General features: G+C 57.6%; 20 protein-coding genes. 19 read left to right on the plus strand and 1 reads right to left on the minus strand.

The genetic code is table 11. From position 1 onward, the window contains the following. Window position 1 precedes the first annotated feature (1 nt). The 14 genes from IE089_RS03765 (at window position 2) to IE089_RS03830 (ending at window position 13,796) form a co-directional block, all read left to right on the plus strand. Entirely contained in the window at window positions 2-475 is a 474-nt protein-coding gene (locus IE089_RS03765) for a SoxR reducing system RseC family protein (protein WP_189475282.1), read from the plus strand. A 56-nt stretch (window positions 476-531) separates the two neighbouring features. Then, entirely contained in the window at window positions 532-1,941 is a 1,410-nt protein-coding gene (locus IE089_RS03770; RefSeq protein WP_189475284.1) for a Do family serine endopeptidase, read from the plus strand. 103 nt (window positions 1,942-2,044) lie between these two features. Beyond that, complete coding sequence (gene lepA / locus IE089_RS03775) at window positions 2,045-3,844, plus strand: translation elongation factor 4 (protein ID WP_189475286.1); 1,800 nt, start codon at window positions 2,045-2,047, stop codon at window positions 3,842-3,844. Between the two features lie 6 nt (window positions 3,845-3,850). Continuing rightward, window positions 3,851-4,690, plus strand: a complete 840-nt coding sequence (gene lepB / locus IE089_RS03780) for a signal peptidase I (RefSeq protein ID WP_189475288.1) — start codon at window positions 3,851-3,853, stop codon at window positions 4,688-4,690. A gap of 28 nt (window positions 4,691-4,718) precedes the next feature. Then, a complete protein-coding gene (locus IE089_RS03785; protein WP_189475290.1) occupies window positions 4,719-5,111 on the plus strand; it encodes a DUF4845 domain-containing protein in 393 nt (130 codons plus the stop codon). Between the two features lie 2 nt (window positions 5,112-5,113). Continuing rightward, on the plus strand, window positions 5,114-5,788 hold the full coding sequence (rnc, locus tag IE089_RS03790; protein ID WP_189475292.1) for a ribonuclease III: 675 nt from the start codon (window positions 5,114-5,116) through the stop codon (window positions 5,786-5,788). Then, a complete protein-coding gene (gene era, locus IE089_RS03795) occupies window positions 5,781-6,683 on the plus strand; it encodes a GTPase Era (RefSeq protein WP_189475294.1) in 903 nt (300 codons plus the stop codon). Before rnc ends, era begins: the two co-directional genes overlap by 8 nt. Before the next feature lie 9 nt (window positions 6,684-6,692). Beyond that, complete coding sequence (recO, locus tag IE089_RS03800) at window positions 6,693-7,445, plus strand: DNA repair protein RecO (RefSeq protein ID WP_189475296.1); 753 nt, start codon at window positions 6,693-6,695, stop codon at window positions 7,443-7,445. Next, window positions 7,442-7,813 carry a holo-ACP synthase gene (acpS, locus tag IE089_RS03805; protein ID WP_189475298.1) on the plus strand — a complete coding sequence of 124 codons (372 nt, stop codon included), beginning with the start codon at window positions 7,442-7,444 and terminating at the stop codon, window positions 7,811-7,813. Before recO ends, acpS begins: the two co-directional genes overlap by 4 nt. 68 nt (window positions 7,814-7,881) lie before the next feature. Further along, entirely contained in the window at window positions 7,882-8,781 is a 900-nt protein-coding gene (gene cysM / locus IE089_RS03810; RefSeq protein WP_189475300.1) for a cysteine synthase CysM, read from the plus strand. A gap of 3 nt (window positions 8,782-8,784) precedes the next feature. Next, on the plus strand, window positions 8,785-11,013 hold the full coding sequence (relA, locus tag IE089_RS03815) for a GTP diphosphokinase (protein WP_189475302.1): 2,229 nt from the start codon (window positions 8,785-8,787) through the stop codon (window positions 11,011-11,013). 5 nt (window positions 11,014-11,018) lie between these two features. After that, window positions 11,019-11,825, plus strand: a complete 807-nt coding sequence (gene mazG, locus IE089_RS03820) for a nucleoside triphosphate pyrophosphohydrolase (RefSeq protein WP_189475304.1) — start codon at window positions 11,019-11,021, stop codon at window positions 11,823-11,825. Between the two features lie 91 nt (window positions 11,826-11,916). Then, complete coding sequence (gene adk / locus IE089_RS03825) at window positions 11,917-12,564, plus strand: adenylate kinase (RefSeq protein WP_189475306.1); 648 nt, start codon at window positions 11,917-11,919, stop codon at window positions 12,562-12,564. 389 nt (window positions 12,565-12,953) lie between these two features. Beyond that, window positions 12,954-13,796, plus strand: coding sequence for a hypothetical protein (locus tag IE089_RS03830; protein ID WP_189475308.1), 843 nt, complete (start codon window positions 12,954-12,956; stop codon window positions 13,794-13,796). 58 nt (window positions 13,797-13,854) lie between these two features. Here IE089_RS03830 and mobA read toward each other — a convergent pair whose 3' ends face one another. After that, window positions 13,855-14,427, minus strand: coding sequence for a molybdenum cofactor guanylyltransferase MobA (gene mobA, locus IE089_RS03835; protein ID WP_189475309.1), 573 nt, complete (start codon window positions 14,425-14,427; stop codon window positions 13,855-13,857). An 81-nt stretch (window positions 14,428-14,508) separates the two neighbouring features. Here mobA and tsaB point away from each other — a divergent pair, with 81 nt between their 5' ends. The 5 genes from tsaB to IE089_RS03860 are packed head-to-tail and all read left to right on the plus strand — an operon-like array spanning window position 14,509 to window position 19,488. After that, window positions 14,509-15,264 (plus strand): tRNA (adenosine(37)-N6)-threonylcarbamoyltransferase complex dimerization subunit type 1 TsaB, encoded by a 756-nt coding sequence (tsaB, locus tag IE089_RS03840; protein WP_189475310.1) that lies wholly within the window; start codon window positions 14,509-14,511, stop codon window positions 15,262-15,264. Continuing rightward, complete coding sequence (locus tag IE089_RS03845; RefSeq protein WP_189475311.1) at window positions 15,264-16,064, plus strand: undecaprenyl-diphosphate phosphatase; 801 nt, start codon at window positions 15,264-15,266, stop codon at window positions 16,062-16,064. Before tsaB ends, IE089_RS03845 begins: the two co-directional genes overlap by 1 nt. A gap of 37 nt (window positions 16,065-16,101) precedes the next feature. Then, window positions 16,102-16,983, plus strand: a complete 882-nt coding sequence (locus IE089_RS03850) for an NAD(P)-dependent oxidoreductase (RefSeq protein WP_189475312.1) — start codon at window positions 16,102-16,104, stop codon at window positions 16,981-16,983. After that, window positions 16,980-18,299: a M18 family aminopeptidase gene (locus IE089_RS03855; RefSeq protein ID WP_189475313.1), complete on the plus strand. Its 1,320-nt coding sequence runs from the start codon at window positions 16,980-16,982 to the stop codon at window positions 18,297-18,299. The genes IE089_RS03850 and IE089_RS03855 overlap by 4 nt, the downstream gene beginning before the upstream one ends. Before the next feature lie 40 nt (window positions 18,300-18,339). Then, window positions 18,340-19,488, plus strand: a complete 1,149-nt coding sequence (locus IE089_RS03860; RefSeq protein WP_229802571.1) for a tRNA-queuosine alpha-mannosyltransferase domain-containing protein — start codon at window positions 18,340-18,342, stop codon at window positions 19,486-19,488. The last annotated feature ends 91 nt before the right edge of the window (window positions 19,489-19,579 follow it).

Here is a 19,579-nt window from a genome sequence, read left to right on the forward strand (position 1 = left end):
TATGCTGACTGAAACCGGGCGAGTGGTGGCTGTGGAAGACGACAGCATCTGGGTAGAGACCATTCGTCAAAGCACCTGCGGCGCCTGTGCGGCGCGCAAAGGCTGCGGGCACGGTATGCTCAACCGCTACGCCAGTGGTCAGCGCGGATACATCCGAGTGCTGCCCGGCGACAACCTGAAACCGCGGGACTGCACTGTGAATGATCAGGTCATGATTGCACTTCCGGAATCTGTGATCCTGCGTGGATCCGCCATTGTGTATCTGATGCCGCTGCTGCTGATGCTGCTGGGCGCAGCGCTGGGTGGGTATGGTGCCGCCAGCGATATTGCGTCTCTGCTCGGCGCAGGCACTGGCTTGCTCGGCGGTTTGGTATTGGTGCGCTATCACGCGCACAGGCATCGTGATGACCGCTCCTTACAGCCCGTAATGGACCAAATCGTGGAAGCGCCGACCCAAGTGGTTGAAGTCGCCTAGGCCGCCCCCATCTCCTGACGTATACATTTGTTGTTTGCTTATTGAGGCGTTAGCACATGCGTTTTGTTCAAAAGTCGACCTCGTTGTTTTTCGCAGCTGCAGTGACCTGCCTGTTGGCCCTGCCATCGTTTTCGGCCAGCCTGCCCGATTTTCGCGGTATCGTGAAAGAGGGTTCGCCAGCTGTGGTAAAAATTCTGGTTGAGCACAGCGGCGAACGGGACAGCCCCTTCGAATCCGACGAAATCCCGGAATACCTGCGCCGCTTCTTCGAGTATCGCGGTGGGCCGCCCCCCAGTCAGGGGCAGCGGCAGCGCCTAAGCATGGGTTCTGGTTTCATCCTGTCTGACGACGGCTACGTGGTCACCAACGATCACGTGGTTGAAGGCGCCGACAAGGTGGTGGTTCGCATGGTAGATCGCAGTGAATATGACGCGACGGTGGTTGGCACGGATCCGCGCTCTGACCTGGCACTGCTAAGAATTGACGCTGAAGATTTGCCGGTGTTGAAACTGGCCGGTAACGGCGATCTGGATGTCGGTGAGTGGGTGTTGGCCATTGGCTCTCCCTTCGGTCTGGATTTCTCCGTGACCGCGGGCATCGTCAGCGCGAAAGGCCGAAGTCTGCCCACAGAGCGCAACGAAAACTACGTGCCTTTCATTCAGACGGACGTGGCCATTAATCCTGGTAACTCTGGCGGTCCGCTGTTCAACCTCGACGGCGAGGTGGTGGGGGTGAACTCACAGATATTTACACGCAGTGGTGGATCGATTGGTCTGTCGTTCGCTATCCCGGTATCGGTGGTGCGCAACGTTGTTGACCAACTCAAGCGCGATGGCAAGGTTACCCGCGGTTGGCTGGGGGTGACCATTCAGGATGTAGACCGGAACCTGGCCGAATCCTTTGGTCTGGACCGCCCACGAGGCGCCTTGATTTCACAGGTTGCACCCGATGGTCCCGCCGATGATGCAGGCCTCAAGCCGGGTGATGTGATTCTGAGCTTCGATGGCAATGACATCCCCACGTCATCGGATCTGCCGCATGTCGTCGGCCTGATTGCGCCGGACTCTCGCGTACCGGTGGAAATCATGCGAGATGGTGACCGTAAGACCCTGCGCGTGGTTGTCGGGGGGCTGGATGCCGATGACAGCTTCTCGCTGAATCAGGGAGACGGTGAGGGCGATCGCGGCGGGCGACTGGGCTTATTGATAGAACCCGCGCCTGAGGATGCCCTGGAGCGCTTTGGCATCGGTGGTGGCGTGTTGGTGCGCGAAGTGCAACCCGGATCCGTCGCTGATGAAGCCGGTATAGCTCCAGGTGACGTGATCACGATGGTTGGCTCCAAGGCGACCAAATCCGTGGATGCATTCGCTGACGCCGTGGATGACCTGGACGATGGCGCTTCGGTGCCGGTTCGACTGATTCGTCGCGGCGCGCCCATGTTTATTGGTATCAAGCTTCAAGACTAGTGGGGCATCACATGGCAGGGCGGGGGCGCTTGAGTTACAATCGCGCCTCCCTTACTGGCGGCCAGCGGTCGCCAGTTTCCGTTAAGTAACCCGAGCTACTTCTTTGAGCGACCTGCAGCACATTCGCAATTTTTCGATTATCGCCCATATCGACCACGGCAAGTCGACGCTGGCTGACCGTTTTATCCAGCATTGTGGGGGTCTCAGTGATCGTGAAATGGACGAGCAGGTGCTCGATTCCATGGATATCGAGCGAGAGCGGGGCATTACCATCAAGGCCCAGAGCGTTACGCTGGACTACAAGGCAAAGGACGGACAAACCTACCAGCTCAACTTCATCGACACGCCAGGGCACGTGGATTTCTCCTATGAGGTGTCCCGGTCGCTGTCGGCCTGCGAAGGCGCGCTGCTGGTGGTTGACGCGGGTCAGGGCGTAGAGGCGCAGTCAGTTGCTAACTGCTACACCGCCATCGAGCAGGGGCTGGAGGTATTGCCCATCCTCAACAAGATGGATTTGCCGCAGGCAGACCCCGACCGGGTGAAGCAGGAAATCGAGGAAATCATCGGCATCGATGCCAATGAAGCCTGTCCGGTCAGTGCCAAATCCGGCATGGGCATAGAAGACGCTCTCGAGTATCTGGTAGAAAACATCCCCCCACCCGAGGGCGACAGGGATGCGCCACTGCAGGCGCTGATTATTGATTCGTGGTTCGATAACTACCTCGGCGTCGTCTCTCTGGTGCGTGTGACACAGGGGACGCTCAATAAGCGCGACAAAATAATGGCCAAATCGACGGGCAAGGTGCACCAGGTCGATAGCGTTGGCATCTTTACACCCAAGCGCCTTGAGAAGCCTTCACTGGCTGCGGGTGAAGTTGGGTTCGTTGTCGCAGGCATCAAAGACATTCACGGGGCGCCCGTGGGCGATACGCTGGTGCACGCGAATCAGCAGGAGGTGCCGGCGCTGCCCGGTTTCCAGCAGGTCAAACCGCAGGTGTATGCGGGTATTTTTACGATTTCCTCCGATGACTACGAAGATTTCCGTGATGCGCTGGGCAAGCTGACGCTTAACGATGCCTCCCTCTTCTACGAGCCGGAGACATCGGACGCGCTGGGCTTTGGCTTCCGTTGCGGTTTTCTGGGCATGCTGCACATGGAGATCATCCAGGAGCGATTGGAGCGAGAGTATGACCTCGACCTGATCACCACCGCCCCGACGGTCATCTATGAAGTGGTCACCAAACTCGGTGATACGCTTCGTGTGGACAATCCCTCAGCGCTGCCCGACAGTGGCGAGATTGATGAAATGCGCGAGCCTATAGCGCGCTGCAACATTTTGGTGCCCCAGGATTACCTCGGTAATGTCATCACCTTGTGCGTCGAAAAGCGGGGCGTGCAGAAAGATATGCAGTTCTTGGGCTCGCAGGTGTCGGTTGTCTATGACATTCCCATGGCCGAGGTGGTGTTGGATTTCTTCGATCGCCTCAAGTCCGTGAGCCGTGGCTATGCCTCGCTGGATTACAGCTTCGAGCGCTTTGAAAGCGCCAGCCTGCAGAAGATGGACGTACTGATCAACGGCGAGAAGGTGGATGCCCTGGCGGTGATTGTGCACAGGGACCAGGTGCAGTACCGGGGTCGGGCGCTGACCGAAAAGATGAAAGAGCTTATCCCGCGGCAGATGTTCGATGTTGCTATTCAGGCAGCGGTGGGCAGTAAGATCGTGGCACGCCAGACCGTGAAAGCGCTGCGCAAAAATGTGACGGCCAAGTGCTATGGTGGTGACGTTACGCGTAAGAAAAAGCTGCTCGAAAAGCAGAAAGCGGGCAAAAAACGTATGAAGCAGGTGGGCCGCGTGGAAATCCCACAGTCGGCATTCCTGGCGGTACTGAAGGTGGACGGCTAAGGCGCAATGACCATTGATTTCCCTCTGATACTCGTCATTTTGGTATTTGGCAGCGGCATCATCTGGCTGGTCGATGTGATGCTTTTTGCGCCCGGCAGACGTCAGCGCGCTGAGGCATTGCAGGCACAGCACCCACAGTGGGAAACCGCCGAGACCGCGGATGCGATTGCCTATGAGGCAGCGGTGAACAAGGACGCGCGCGAGCCGGTATTGGTGGAGTACGCCAAGTCCTTCTTCCCGGTGCTGTTTGTTGTTTTTGTGCTGCGCTCGTTTATCGCCGAGCCCTTCCAGATCCCGTCATCGTCCATGGTGCCTACGCTGCTGGTGGGTGACTATATTCTCGTCAACAAGTACACCTACGGCATTCGGCTGCCGGTCATCCGCACCAAGGTCATGGACCTGAACGAGCCTGAGCGCGGCGACGTTATGGTGTTTTTCCCGCCGCACATGAACAAAACGTATTACATCAAGCGCGTTATCGGGTTGCCGGGCGATACAGTGACCTACCGCAACAAACAGCTGAGTGTGAACGGCAAGCCAGTGCCTGTGGAATGGTTGGCCGCTGTCACAGAAGGGCGCAGCCGGTATCAGATCGGGCAGGAAGCCTTGGGCGAGGCGACACACCTGGCCCAGGTAGACCGCGCTCGCCCGCCGAGGGATTTCTCCGTGACGGTTCGCGAGGGTCACTACTTCATGATGGGCGATAATCGTGACAACAGCAGTGACAGTCGCGTTTGGGGTCAAGTCCCGGAAAAGGATATAGTAGGCAAGGCCTTCGCCATCTGGATGCACTGGGACTCTCTGTTTAGCATCCCCAGTTTCAGTCGAGCAGGGGCCATAGAATAATCACATCCAGGGTGGGGGGAGCATAGCCATGAGGGCACCGTTGCGCAGATACCAGACCGGCATTTCGTTTCCGGGCATGATCGTGATTGCGATTATGGTCGGATTCTTTGTTATGTGCGGGATCAAAATGGCACCGCATTACATGGAGTACCTGACCGTCAGGGACGTGGTGTCCCGTGTTGCCCAGGAGTTCAATCCTGAGGAGCAGACCATTGCTGATATTCGTCGCAAACTGGCCAACCTGCTCAATACCAATCAGGTAACTGGCATCAAGCCCAGAGAGATCGAAGTGTTCCGTGAGGATGGCAAGATCTACATCGATGCCAACTACGAGGCTCGCATCCACGTGGCAGGCCGCATCGATGCGATGATGCGCTTTGATGATCTGAAAATGGAGGCGGGCGTTCCTCGCTACGACTAGCATTGGACAAGCTCGAGCGCCTGCAGCGAGCGCTGGGCTACAGTTTCAGTGACCCCGCGCTATTACAACTTGCCCTGACGCACCGCAGCGCAGGCAGGACCAACAATGAACGATTGGAGTTCCTTGGCGACTCCATCGTTAATCACGTCATCGCCGAGGCCCTGTACCAAAAACTGTCATCCAGTCAGGAGGGAAGCCTGAGCCGGGTGCGTGCCTCACTGGTCTGCGGCGATACGCTGGCAGAGATCGGGCGGGAGCTTGAGCTGGGTGATTACCTGCGATTGGGTACCGGTGAGCGTAAAAGCGGTGGTCATCGGCGCGGTTCCATTCTCGCTGATACGGTTGAAGCCATTGCGGGCGCAATCCTTCTGGACTCGGATGTAGACACCTGCAGGCGTTGTTTACTCGCCTGGTTCGACAGCCGTTTGCGTGATCTTGACCAACAATCTGATGGCAAAGATGCCAAAACCCGGCTGCAGGAGCTATTGCAGGGCCGTGGCCAGGCACTGCCGGAATATCAGTTGCTGGGCGTGACCGGAAAGGACCATGCACAGGTGTTTACGGTCAGCTGCACCGTGCAGTCGCAGTCGCTGGTCACCGAGGGCACAGGTAGCAGTCGCCGCAAGGCGGAACAACAGGCGGCTGCCGAGGCAGTCGAGCGTTTGAATCATGGCTGATGCGTCAAAACACTGCGGATACGTGGCGATTGTGGGAAGACCCAACGTGGGCAAGTCCACGCTGCTGAATCACCTTCTGGGGCAGAAGATCAGTATCACATCGCGCAAACCGCAAACTACCCGCCATCAGGTGCTGGGTATCAAGACCGAGGGTGATCATCAAATCATCTATGTGGACACACCCGGTCTGCACAAGGGGGCTGAGAAAGCCATCAACCGGGTGATGAATCGGGCCGCCAGCAGCGCGATTGATGATGTGGATTTGGTGGTGTTTGTGGTGGATCGCACTGCCTGGACCGAGGAAGACGAAATGGTGCTGCAGCGAGTGCAGCAGTCGAACCGCCGCGTGGTGCTGGTAGTCAATAAGGTGGATCTGCTGGCGGATAAAAATGCACTGCTGCCGCACCTGCAGAGCCTGTCCGAGAAGTCAGATTTTACGGCCGTCGTGCCACTGTCGGCCCTGCGCCAGCACAACACCGAAGAGCTTGAACGGGTGATTGTGTCTCATCTGCCCGAATCGATTCATTTCTTTCCTGAAGAACAGATTACCGATCGCAGCCAGCGTTTTCTTGCTGCTGAAATTGTGCGCGAGAAAATCATCCGCCAGCTCGGTGATGAATTGCCCTATGCGGTAGCGGTGGAGATTGAAGAGTTCGCCGGGGATGAAAAGGGTGTGCTGCATATCTCCGCGCTGATTCTGGTGGAGCGGGATGGACAGAAAAAGATCATCATCGGCGACAAGGGCAGTCGGCTTCGCAGCATCGGTACCGAAGCGCGTCGGGATATGGAGCGCCTGTTCGACAGCAAGGTCATGCTCCGCTTGTGGGTGAAGGTGAAATCCGGCTGGTCCGACGATGAGCGCGCTCTGCGTAGTCTTGGGTATGACGACCGTTAGGTAGTGCTCATGCGCATCAGCCTGCAACCTGCCTATCTGTTACATCGCAAGCCTTTTCGGGACAGCAGTCAGCTGCTCGAAGTGCTGACCGCAGAGCACGGCCGGATCAGCCTGGTGGCCAAAGGCGTGCGGCGTAAAGCGCGCGGCGGAAATACCTCGGCTCTTGTGCAACCTTTTTCACCGCTACTGGTGTCGTTCTCGGGCAGGGGAGAAATGAAAACCCTCACCCATGCCGAACTGGCGGGTGCACCGTGGATGCTCAGGGGTGAACGCCTCTTCAGTGGTCTATACCTGAACGAACTGATGATTCGCCTGCTGCAGCGCTACGATCCTCACCCCATGGTCTTCGCTCGCTATGGCGAGACGCTGGCGGCGCTGGCCTCCTCGGCGGCGGCCGAGCCGATATTGCGACGCTTTGAGATGCATCTGCTCGAGGAACTGGGTTATCGTCTCAGCCTCGAGGTCGAGGCGGATACCGGGGAAGCGCTGGATCCTAATGCCTGGTATAGGCTGGATCCTGATGCGGGGTTGGTTGCCTGTGCGGGCACGATACCAGAGATCCAGCGATACCAGGGTAGTGACCTGCTCGCTATCGCTAAAGATGACATCCAGGGTTCATCGGCCACAACAGCAAAGCGTCTGCTACGACAGGCTTTGGCAGTTCATCTAGGCGATGCGCCGCTGCGCAGTCGTAGCCTGTTCCGCCAATACGCCAATGCAGGTGATCGCCAAACCCCGACGCAAGATGAGTCTTCCCTGTGATTTCGGTGGGCACTGACATCCTGCGTGTTCAGCGCATTGAAGCGGTACTGGAGCGGCAGGGCGACAAGTTTGTGCAACGCATTCTCACACCCGACGAGATTAGAGAGTACGAGTGCAGCCGCTATCCCGCGCGCTTGCTGGCCAAGCGGTTCGCTGCTAAGGAGGCCGTTGCAAAGTGCCTGGGGACTGGCATTGGCCGAGGCGTCAGCTGGCAGGACATTGCGATAGTGCATGACGACTCCGGGGCGCCAGGGGTCCAGTTAAGTGGCGGTGCGAAGGTTGTCGCCGAAAAGCGGGGCGCGGGGTCAGTGGCGATCAGTCTTTCGGATGAGGATGAATATGTTGTTGCATTTGCGGTACTGTCCTGACCTGATACGAAACCCTGTGTACACACCGTAAAACCGATATAATCTCGCTCCTCGTTTGGTAGTGTCCTATGCCCGAATACCCCACAGTCGAAGCCTGCATTGGCAATACACCCTTGGTGCGTTTGCAGCGCCTTCCCGGTAACACCAGCAATACGGTATTGGCCAAACTGGAGGGCAACAACCCTGCAGGTTCCGTTAAAGATCGGCCAGCGCTGAGCATGATCGCTGAAGCGGAAGCGCGCGGCGATATCAGCCCGGGCGATACCCTGATAGAGGCTACGAGTGGCAACACTGGCATAGCGCTGGCGATGGCGGCAGCAGTACGTGGCTATCCGCTCACTTTGATCATGCCTTCCCATATGAGCGACGAGCGCAAGCAGGCGATGACCGCGTACGGGGCGCGCCTGATTGAAGTCAGTCAGGAAGAGGGGATGGAAGGCGCAAGAGACCTCGCAATGGCGATGCAGTCTCGAGGCGAGGGGCGGGTTCTAGACCAGTTTGCCAATCCCGATAACCCATTGGCGCATTACCGCACAACGGGTCCCGAGATCTGGTCCCAGACCGCTGGCGAGGTGACCCACTTTGTGAGCTCCATGGGCACCACAGGCACCAGCATGGGGTGCTCCGCCTATCTGAAAGAGAAAAATCCGGACATTCAGATCGTCGGCCTGCAGCCGGTGGAAGGCTCAAGCATACCGGGCATCCGGCGTTGGCCTGAGGCGTATCTGCCGCGCATTTTCGATGCCAGCCGAGTGGATCAGGTCATGGATATTTCCCAACAGGAATCTGAGCACACCATGCGCCGATTGGCGGCAGAGGAAGGGATTTTTGCCGGGGTGTCCAGCGGTGGCTCCATTGCCGCCGCGCTGAAGCTCTCACAGCAGCTCGAGAACGCCACGATAGTTGCGATCGTGTGCGACCGCGGCGATCGCTACCTGTCCACCGGGGTATTCTCGCCGGAGCGTTAATCCATGGTGCAGGTACGGGAACAGTTTGTCGTTGATGCGCAGGGTCAAATCGATCTTGAGCGCTGGCAGGCACAGCTGCCCGTCGAGCTAACCGACGATGAAGCGCTGACGCTGCGAACCGCGGCCAGGCTGGCGCGCGAAGCGCAGTCCCAGAACGGGGTAGACCCGGGCGACTGGGCGGTTAAAAGCAATGCGCTGCTAGCCGGCCTGGAAACGGCGCAGATTCTGGCGGACCTGCAGTTGGGCATCGACAGTCTGGTTGCCGGTATTCTCTATCGTTCAGTACGCGAAGAGCGCCTGACGCTGGATCAACTGGCAACCACGTTCAGCGATGAGACGCTAAGGCAACTGCGCGGCGTCCTGCGAATGGCTGCCATCAGCGACCTGCAGATACAGCGCGAAGAGCCAGTACTGGGTCAGGCGCACGGGCAGAAAGACAATATTCGCAAGATGCTCATCGCCATGGTCGACGACGTGCGCGTGGCGTTGATCAAGCTGGCGGAGCGCACCAGTGCGATTCGGGCGGTGAAGACCGATGAACTGCGCAGACAGAGCGTGGCCAGGGAAGTGTTTGATGTGTACGCACCGCTGGCGCATCGTCTGGGTATTGGTCATTTAAAGTGGGAGCTGGAAGACCTGTCGTTCCGCTACCTTTACCCCGCGGCCTACCGCAAAATAGCGCGGTTACTAGATGGTAAGCGCCGGGAGCGCGACCGGTTCATCAATCGCGTTCGGGAAGACCTCAGCAAGGTACTGTCCCAGGCCGACCTTGAGTTCGAAATCACCGGCCGCGCGAAGCATATCTACAGCATTTGGCGAAAGATGCAGCGTAAGGGCATCGGTTTTTCGCAGGTGTACGATATCCGTGCAGTTCGTATTCTTGTGCCTGAAGTCAGGGATTGTTACGCCACGCTGGGGCTGGTGCACGGTTTGTGGCGCAACATTCCCAATGAGTTCGACGATTACGTCGCTAACCCCAAAGAGAACGGCTATCGGTCCCTGCATACAGCGGTTATTGGCCCTGAGGGGAAGATTCTGGAGGTTCAGATTCGCACCCACCAGATGCATGAGGAGGCAGAGCTCGGCGTTTGTGCGCACTGGCGTTATAAGGGCTCTGACAGTCAGGGCGGCATGGCCAGTACCTATGAGGAGAAAATCGCCTGGTTGCGTCAGGTGCTGGACTGGCACGAAGAAACCGGTGATGCGCTGGAGGTGGCAGAGCAGTTCAGTTTCGATGTCGCCCAGGACAGGGTCTACGTTTTCACGCCCAAGGGCGACGTTGTTAACCTGGCCAATGGGGCCACACCTCTGGATTTCGCCTTCCACGTGCACACCGAAGTCGGGCATCGCTGCCGCGGCGCCAAAGTGAACGGCAGTATCGTGCCGTTGACCTATACGCTGCGCACTGGCGACAGGGTAGAGGTGCTGACCAGCAAGGACGGCCGCCCCAAGCGAGATTGGCTTCAGTCGGGCTTGGGGTACCTCAAAACCTCTCGTGCACGCGCCAAGGTGCAGCATTGGTTCAAGGCCCAGGCGAGGGACGAAAACATTGATGCGGGGCGCCACCTGTTGGATCGGGAGTTTCGTCGAATGGCGCTTACCAGCGTCGACTACAAACGTGTGGCCGCCAAAGTACAGTTACCGACAGTAGAAGACATGTACGCGGCTGTTGGTGCTGGCGAATTGTCCTCCGCACAGGTGCTGAATGCCGCCCAGGGATTGGTGGGTGATCGTCCAGAACCCGAGATGAAGCTTGGGCGTGGTGGCAGCCGAGACTATCGCGATCAGGTGCAGGTACAGGGCGTGGGCAATCTGCTCACCCAGATGGCCGGTTGTTGCAAGCCTTTGCCGGGGGATGCGATCTCCGGGTTTATCACGCGAGGGCGCGGCGTCACCGTGCACCGGGCGGACTGTCCGCGTCTGATTAAACTGCAGGAATCCACAGAGCACCGCATTATAGATGTGGCCTGGGGCACGCAGCCTCAAAGTCATTATGAAGTGGAAATAGCCATCGAGGCATGGGACCGGCAGGGGCTGCTGCGCGATATCACCGAGCTGATGGCTAATGCGCGACTCAACGTCCTGGCGATCAATACCCAGAGCCACAAGACCTCGAACACCGCCACCATGCGCTTGCGGGTTGAGATTCCCAACTTGGGTGCCTTGTCGCGGCTGTTGGCGCGGATCAACCGCCTCAAGAATGTTATCTCGGCCACGCGCATCATGGAGTAGAGCCTATGTCAGAGCCCTATAGCACCCAGGACCTGTTGCGGGTTATGCAGCGCCTGCGCGACCCCGAGAACGGCTGTCCCTGGGATATTGCACAGGACTTCGACACCATCGTTCCGTCCACCCTGGAGGAATGTTATGAACTCGTGGCCGCGATTGAACAGGGTGATTTTGAGCATGTTGCCGAGGAACTGGGTGATGTGTTGTTTCAGGTCATCTTTTATGCCCAGCTGGGTGCAGAGCGTGGACTTTTTGATTTCTCCCGGATTGTGGACACCTTGGTCGGTAAATTAGTCAGGCGTCATCCTCATGTGTTCGCCAACGGCCAGATTGAGGGCATTGTTGACTCGCAAACAGACGTGGCGCAGGTCAAGGAAACCTGGGAGGCGATTAAGCAGCAAGAACGAGCGGAGAAAAGCCAGCATGCAATCCTCGCTGACATTCCCGTGGCACTGCCAGCGCTGCCCCGCGCGCAAAAACTGCAAAAGCGTGCGTCGGGAGTGGGCTTTGACTGGGCCGAACCTCAAGCAGTGCTGGAAAAGATCGACGAAGAGCTGCTGGAACTGCGTGCGGCGATCGAGGCTGGCGATGCCGTGAATATCGATGAGGAACTAGGCGATGTTCTGTTCTCCGTGACTAATCTGGCGCGTCATTTGAAGCTGGATGCAGAAACCAGCCTGCGTCGCTCCAGTAGTAAATTCGAGCAGCGATTTGTGGCGATGGAGGCCGCAGCCAAGGCGCAGGGCAGGGCGCTGGATTCGCTGTCAGAAGCCGAGCTCGATGGTCTGTGGGAGCAGGCCAAGCGGGGTTGCTAGCATACTTGCCCCTGTGTAAGGTTACTGCCCTCGTTGAATACCCCAATCGGCTGGTGACAGCTGACCGATAAAGTTTTGAGGAAATCTCTTAATGCGATTGATCTTATTGGGCGCCCCCGGCGCCGGCAAAGGAACCCAAGCCCAATTCATCTGTGAGCGTTTTGGGATTCCGCAGATCTCCACTGGCGATATGTTGCGAGCCGCTGTTAAGGCCGGTACCGAATTGGGGCAACAGGCGAAAGAAGTGATGGATGCCGGCGGGCTTGTATCCGACGACCTGATTATTGCGCTGGTAAAAGAGCGCATTGCCGAACCCGATTGCGAGAAGGGTTTCCTGTTCGATGGGTTTCCGCGCACCATTCCTCAGGCCGAGGCGATGGTGGAAGCGGGAGTTGATATTGATCAGGTGGTGGAAATTGCCGTTGATGACGAAGAGATCGTTGCGCGCCTGAGCGGTCGTCGGGTTCATCCCGAGAGCGGCCGTGTCTATCACGTGATTTACAACCCACCTAAAGTTAAAGGCAAAGACGATGTGACGGGTGAGCCGCTGGTGCAGCGTGATGATGATTCAGAAGATACTGTTCGCAATCGTCTCTCTGTTTACCAGAATCAGACAGCGCCGCTTATCGATTTTTATCAGGGAATGGAAGGCGATAAAGCCCCCGGTTACCACCGAATTCCTGGTGTCGGCAGTGTCGATGAGATTCGCGAGAAAGTGTTTGAAGCGCTAGAAGCCTAAGACGAAAATGATTTGATGAATAGGGGCATTGCGCCCCTTTTTTTGCGTCTTAAGACTTTTTCACACAGTTTTTTTCACACCCGACTCTCAAGTTTTGGTGGCGAGTAATCGTTATCGAATACTCAATCCTGGCATGATCTGACGCGTTGAACGTGCAGTGCATTGCTAGCGAATTTCATTTTTGCACTATTTTTACAGTGTTATGAGTGTACTGCAGTCGCGCTCGTTCTCAATACGACCTGGGTTGCGCGAGAAAATGCATAGAGCAATACGCTTGTATGCATGCGTTTGCCCCTTGTTTTTCTGCGCGCTGTGGCTGTTGTGGCCTGTTTTTAATGTTGCTATGTTCGAGAAGCGTTATCCAATACCTAACAGTGGAGACCTGGGAAATGGCAACCGCGAAGAAGAAAAAGACAACTGCTCGTGGCAAAGCCGCGGCGAAAAAGGCACCCGCCAAGCGTAAGGCAGTGGCTAAACGGAGGGCGCCCGCTAAGCCCAAAGCGACTGCGACATCGCCAGCCGTCGCTAAAGCCAACGAGGTGTTGGCTAAGTTAGAAAAGTCTATTGCGTCAGAAAAGAAAGCCTTGGCGGCAGCCAAGAAAAAAGCAGAGTCTGCACGTAAGAAAGCCAGCAAGAGTAAAAAGGCCGCTGACCGTCGCTCTGCGAAAGCAGCGTCCAATGCGTCAGCAAAGGTTTCCTCTCGGATCAAGGCGATTCGAGAGCGAGTTTCCGCTGCGCGTCAGCGCCTGATGGAAGCCGCTGAGACTGCGAAAGTGAAAGCGGCACAGCTGGCTGCGAAAGAGCAGATTCTGCAGCGTAAAGCAGAGCTTGCTGCAAAAGCAGAGCTGGACAAGGCAAAAGCGCTGGCTGCGCACGCAGAAAAGTGGGCCAAAGCAAGGGCCAAGGCTGACGCCAAGAAGCTGGCGGCATTGGAGGCCCGGTTGGAGCGTCAGGTGAAGTCTGCGGAGAAGAAAGCCAAGGCGAAAGTGAAGGCTGCTGAGAAGAAGGCTGCAGCCAAGAAGAAGGCGGCTCCTAAAAAGAAAGCAGCACCCAAGAAAAAAGCGGTAGCTAAGAAAAAAGCGACAGCGAAAAAGGCGGCGCCTAAGCGCAAAGTAGCCGCCAAGAAGGTCGCGGCAAAAAAGGCTGCGCCCAAAAAGGCAGCGGCTAAAAAGAAGGCGGCACCCAAGCGCAAAGCGGCGGCCAAGAAAAAGTCACCCGTCAAGCGCAAATAGCAGTGCTCTACTAGCGAAAAGCCCCGATGCAGTCGTATCGGGGCTTTTTTTCGCCCGCTTATCGGTAATTCACGTTAGTGAAAGCATGCGCTTCGTTAGCGAACGATACGGCCTCGGTGTTGAGCGTTTGCAACCAGTGGCGTACTGATCGCTGCCCACTGTCTAGATACGGAGACAGGGTGGGCAGTGCTCGTTGGCGCAACAAGAGGCAGAGATAGTGCTGGCGTCCATCGCTCTGCGCATACACGGCGTCTGTTGCAGGCGTCATTGCCGCCAGTAATCTAGCGCCCAGGTTCGAAGGTATGTTTGGTGTGTCGCAGGGTGTTACCAGCAGCAGCGGCGTGTTTATCTCGCCGAGGGCCTCTATTCCGGCCAGTGGCCCCTGGAAATCGGCGCGTAAGTCCGTAACAAGTCGGTCTGCATAGGGCCGGTAATGTTCTGCATTCCGATTGCAGCTAATCACGATGGTGCTTGCCTGTGGGCGCAGCCGTTCAATGGTAGCTGCTATGAGCGGGCGCCCGTCAATGTCGACCAAGCCCTTGTCAACACCCCCCATGCGCGAGCCCCTGCCGCCAGCGAGAATCAGTCCGGTGATATCGGTGCGGTGTTGCCCGAATTCAGTGCGCTCCATGCCGGGTACGTTACCACGCGGCAGGGCAGTGTGTGATAATCACGCATCCACTAGATTGAATAGCAGTAACGACTTCGCACAGTGACAAGCGACCGCGACCACAGCACCCTCGGCATCCTCGCACTCGATACGGCAACAGATGCCTGCACCCTGGCCCTCCGTCAGGGCGACAGCATTGCTGCAGTGCATGAGGTGATCCCCCGGCAGCACAGCCAGCGGATATTGCCGCTGCTTGAACGCCTGCTGCCCGGCGGTAATGTGAGCGCAGCCGGTGTTAGTCTTATTGCTTATGGAGAAGGCCCAGGCTCGTTCACCGGCCTGCGTATTGCGGCCAGTGCGGCGCAGGGCATTGCTTTTGCGGCAGAATTGCCAGCAGTGGCTGTGTCGACCTTGGCCTGTCAGGCGGCCACTGCAGCGCGAGAAGGGTTAGTTGATAAGGCCGTGGGAACACTGGTTCTCAGCACTATCGATGCGCGTATAGATGAGCTGTATTTCGCGCTTTATCGAATCACAGAGGGTGTGCCCGAAACGGTAATGGATGCCAGTCATTGTGCCCCCGAGGCGCTACCACTGGGCGAAATGGCAGTTATTGCCGGACAAGATCCCATTCATGTGGTGGGCAGCGGTGCAATGTACGCCGCGAGGTTTCCCACAAGTCCGCTGTTGAGGGTGCCACCGGCGGCGGAAGCACTTCTGCCGAACGCCGTGGATATGATCGCTCTGGCCGAGCACGCCCACAGCGCCGGACACCTACTCAAGCCAGAGCAGATAGTGCCGCGCTATGTACAGGAGAGCGTGGGTTGGAAGAAGTTGGCTGAGCAGGGCAAGGGGCGTTAATGGATTGGTTGCAAGCGCTGGCGCTGGCGGCTCTTCAGGGGCTCACAGAATTTTTGCCCATATCCAGCTCTGCGCACCTGATACTGCCTTCGAAGCTGCTGGGTTGGGATGACCAGGGGCTGGCATTCGATATTGCGGTGCATGTTGGCACCTTGCTAGCAGTGCTTCTCTACTACCGCCGTGACCTGATCGCGCTAGCGCAGGGCACCTTGCAGGGTATTGCCAGACGCGAGATCAACGACGAAGTCTCCATGGTGTGGTATCTCGCACTGGCCTCAGTGCCCGTAGCGCTGGTGGGCCTCGCGGGCGAATCCCTGATTGCGGGCGAATTGCGCAGCATACTGGTGATCGCAACTACCACCGTGGTCTTTGGTGTGTTGCTGGGCTGGTCCGATTGGTGTAATCGTCGTCTTCCAAGTTTCAGGCCATTGTCGTTACCAATTGCGATCGGCATAGGATTAGCGCAGGCCGTGGCACCCATTCCCGGTGTTTCGCGATCTGGCATCACAATTACTGCTGCCCTGTTCTTGGGGTTAGATCGTCACGCAGCGGCACGCTTCTCTTTCCTTCTGTCTATTCCCGTCATTGCTGGCGCGGGCTTGGTTAAGACACTGGAGCTGTTGGACAGTGGTGTGTCGGTGGACTGGCCAATGCTGGCTTTTGCCGTCGCGGTTGCCGCATTAACGGCCTATGCCTGTATCGCTGCGTTCTTGCGCCTGCTCGACCGTATCGGGTTGATGCCGTTTGTGTACTATCGACTCGCGCTGGGCTTGGCGCTGTTTGTGGTTTGGTGGATGTGAAGCTGCTTGAGCTTCAGTTATCGAGGATGAATCGACAATGAAACTGGCGTTTATCGGCCTGGGCGTGATGGGTTACCCCATGGCTGGGCATCTGCAACGAGCCGGCCATTCGGTCACGGTATTCAATCGCAGTGCAGAAAAGGCTCGGCTTTGGTGTGACGAGTATGGCGGTGAGAGTGCGAGCACACCGGACCTGGCAGCGCAGGGCGCCGACATAGTGTTTGTCTGTGTGGGCAATGACGATGATGTGCGTCAGGTTACCACAGGGGATGAAGGGGCGCTTGCCCGTATGAGCGAAGGGGCCTTGCTGGTTGACCACACGACAGCGTCAGCGGAGCTGGCGCGTGATTTGGCTTCTGCTTGCGCGGAAAAGGGTGTCGGCTTTCTTGATGCCCCTGTGAGCGGCGGGCAGGCTGGCGCAGAAAACGGTGTACTGACGGTGATGGTCGGCGGTCAGCAAGAGCACTTCGACACCGCAGCACCGGTGCTGGATGCCTACGCCCGCTGTGCGCGATTGCTGGGCCCCGTGGGCAGTGGTCAATTGGCCAAGATGGTGAATCAAGTCTGCATTGCTGGAGTCGTGCAAGGTCTTGCGGAGGCCTTTAGCCTGTCGGAGGCGGCGGGCCTGGATACCGCAGCCGTTGTCGAGGTTATCTCCCAAGGTGCAGCACAAAGCTGGCAAATGGAGAACCGCTACCAGACGATGCTGGCGGACGAGTACGAACACGGTTTTGCCGTGGACTGGATGCGCAAGGACTTGGGAATGGTGCTGGCCGAGGCCAAACGTCACGGCCTTACTCTGCCTGTGACCGAGTTGGTCGATGGCTACTATGCTGACGTCCAGGGCATGGGCGGCGCGCGCTGGGATACGTCCAGCCTCTACGCACGAATGAAATCAATATCGGAGACGAGCGAATGAGCGCCGAGAAAGCGGACTATGCTGGCTTCAACGAAGGCTTGTGCCAGTTTCTGAGCCAGGCGACTACGCCGTTTCATGCCGTTAGAGCAATGGCAGAGCGACTGGAGTCGGCCGGGTTTCAAGCATTGTCAGAAAGCGAATCCTGGACGCTGGAGTCGGGGGGGCGTTACTACACGACGCGCAATGACAGCTCGCTGATCGCGTTTGTCCATGGGACAGAAGATCCAGCCGAGTCGGGCGCGCGACTGGTGGGTGCACACACTGATAGCCCCAATCTTGCTGTTAAGCCTGTGCCCGAACATAGTAGTGGCGGGTATTACCGGCTTGGGGTGGAAGTGTATGGCGGTGTACTGCTGAACCCCTGGTTTGACCGGGACTTATCTATGGCAGGCCGGGTCAGTTACGAGGATGGCCCGGGTAACCTAAAAACGGCACTGGTCGACTTTCGTAAGCCCTTGGCGGTGATTCCCAGCCTCGCCATTCACCTGGACCGCGAGGCCAACAAACAGCGCTCGATCAACCCGCAGAAGCATATTTTGCCGGTGTTGGGACAGCTGGGAGAGGGCGAGTCGCCGGATTTTCGGGCCCTGCTGCGCAAGCAGCTGTTGCTCGAGCATCCTCAGGCCGATGTGGCGACGGTTCTGGATTATGAGATTGCCTTCTACGATACGCAGGCCGCATCGATGGTCGGGCTGCAGCAGGAGTTTCTGGCCTCAGCTCGACTCGACAACTTGTTGAGCTGTTATGTGGGCTTGCAAGCCTTATTGTCCGCCGATAACACACATACCGCAGTCCTTGTCTGTAATGACCACGAAGAGGTGGGCTCTCTTTCGGCGGCCGGCGCACAGGGCCCTATGTTGAGTTCGGTGCTCAGGCGCATAGCTGGTGACGAGGAGAGCTATGCACGACTAGTGCAGCGCTCCATGCTGGTATCGGCAGATAACGCTCACGGCATTCATCCCAATTACCCCGATAAACACGACAATAATCACGGCCCAGTGCTGAACCACGGTCCGGTTCTCAAGCTCAATGCGAACCAGCGCTATGCCAGCAATAGCGAGACAACAGGCTTGTTCCGTTTGTTGGCCAAGCAGGTGGACGTACCCCTGCAAGCGTTTGTCGTACGAACCGATATGGCTTGCGGCAGCACTATTGGCCCGATCACCGCTGGTGAAACCGGCATTCGTACGCTGGATGTGGGTGTGCCTACCTTTGCCATGCACTCGATCCGTGAATTAGCCGGTTATCGCGACGGCTGCGACCTGGCTCGCGTACTGGGTCAGTTCTACCGCCACCCCGGGGCTGTGGTGATTTGATGTACTGCGTGTCTCTGGTTTGTTGTAAGGGCTAACCGGGGTGCGCATTTTGCTGCTTTCCGCCTATGCCGCGCGCAGCCACGTGGCCTGGCGAGAGGCGCTGCAGACAATGTTGCCCGAGCATGAGTTCACCGTGCTCGAACTGCCGCCCAGGCATTTTAATTGGCGTGTCCGTGGCAACCCGCTGCACTGGGCACTCGCCGAGACCAAAGCGCTGACGGCAGATTATGACCTGCTGCTGGCAACCTCCATGGTGGACCTAGCTACATTGCGAGGCCTTGTGCCGGCGTTAGCTTCGCTGCCATCGCTGCTATACTTTCATGAAAACCAGTTTGCTTATCCTGCCAGCGCGCATCAGACGGGGCAGGTGGAAGTGCAGATGGTGAGTATCTACAGTGCTCTGGCAGCCGACAGGCTTGCTTTCAACTCCTGCTTTAACCGAGACAGTTTTCTAGACGGTGTATCCACATTGCTGCGCCGACTGCCGGATAAAGTACCTCCCGGTATTGTTGATCGATTGCGCGCACGCAGTCAGGATTTGCCCGTGCCATTCAGCAGCCCGGTGATGGGGGATGCGGAAAAGGACAGGGGGGCATCTGCGTTTCGCGGTAGCCGAGGAAATGCTCCAGAGACCCTGCGCATCCTGTGGGTGGGGCGGCTGGAATACGACAAGGGCTGCGATCGCTTGCCGGCATTTGCCGAGTTATTAGAGCAGTCGGGTGTGGATTTTGAACTGGCGGTCGTCGGTCAGGAGTTTAGAGAGCGGCCAGCATCAGTGTCTGAGCTGCAGAACCGCTTTGGCCATCGTCTTGTTCATGTAGGCTATCTGCCTTCGCGTGAGGATTACCTCGCGACATTGCTCGATGCGGACGTGGTCGTCTCGACTGCGCTGCATGAGTTCCAGGGCCTTGCCGTGCTTGAGGCGGTGTCGCTGTGCTGTTTGCCCATTGTTCCCAATCGGCAGGTATACAGTGAATGGTTTGATGCCGAGTTTCTCTACGAGGGCGACACCGCGGACGCCACCGTCGATGGCAGGGCGGCTGCCGAAGCGGTTATGCGAATCGCGGCGCTGCAAAGAGCGGGGCGGGTGAGTGCACCGGATGTATCGCGATTCTCACAGCAAGCGCTTGCCGGCGACTATCGCGATCTGTTTGCTGATACTTCTGCTTTAGCCTCGCCGGCGACATAAGCCTGGTGAAAGCCAGTCTCAGGGTCGGCAGACCACTGATTTAGGGTGAGTTGCACACTGACACAGTGAATCGTCATTAGCGAGAACTATG

This window comes from Parahalioglobus pacificus, from assembly GCF_014652275.1.
Classification (GTDB): domain Bacteria; phylum Pseudomonadota; class Gammaproteobacteria; order Pseudomonadales; family Halieaceae; genus Parahalioglobus; species Parahalioglobus pacificus.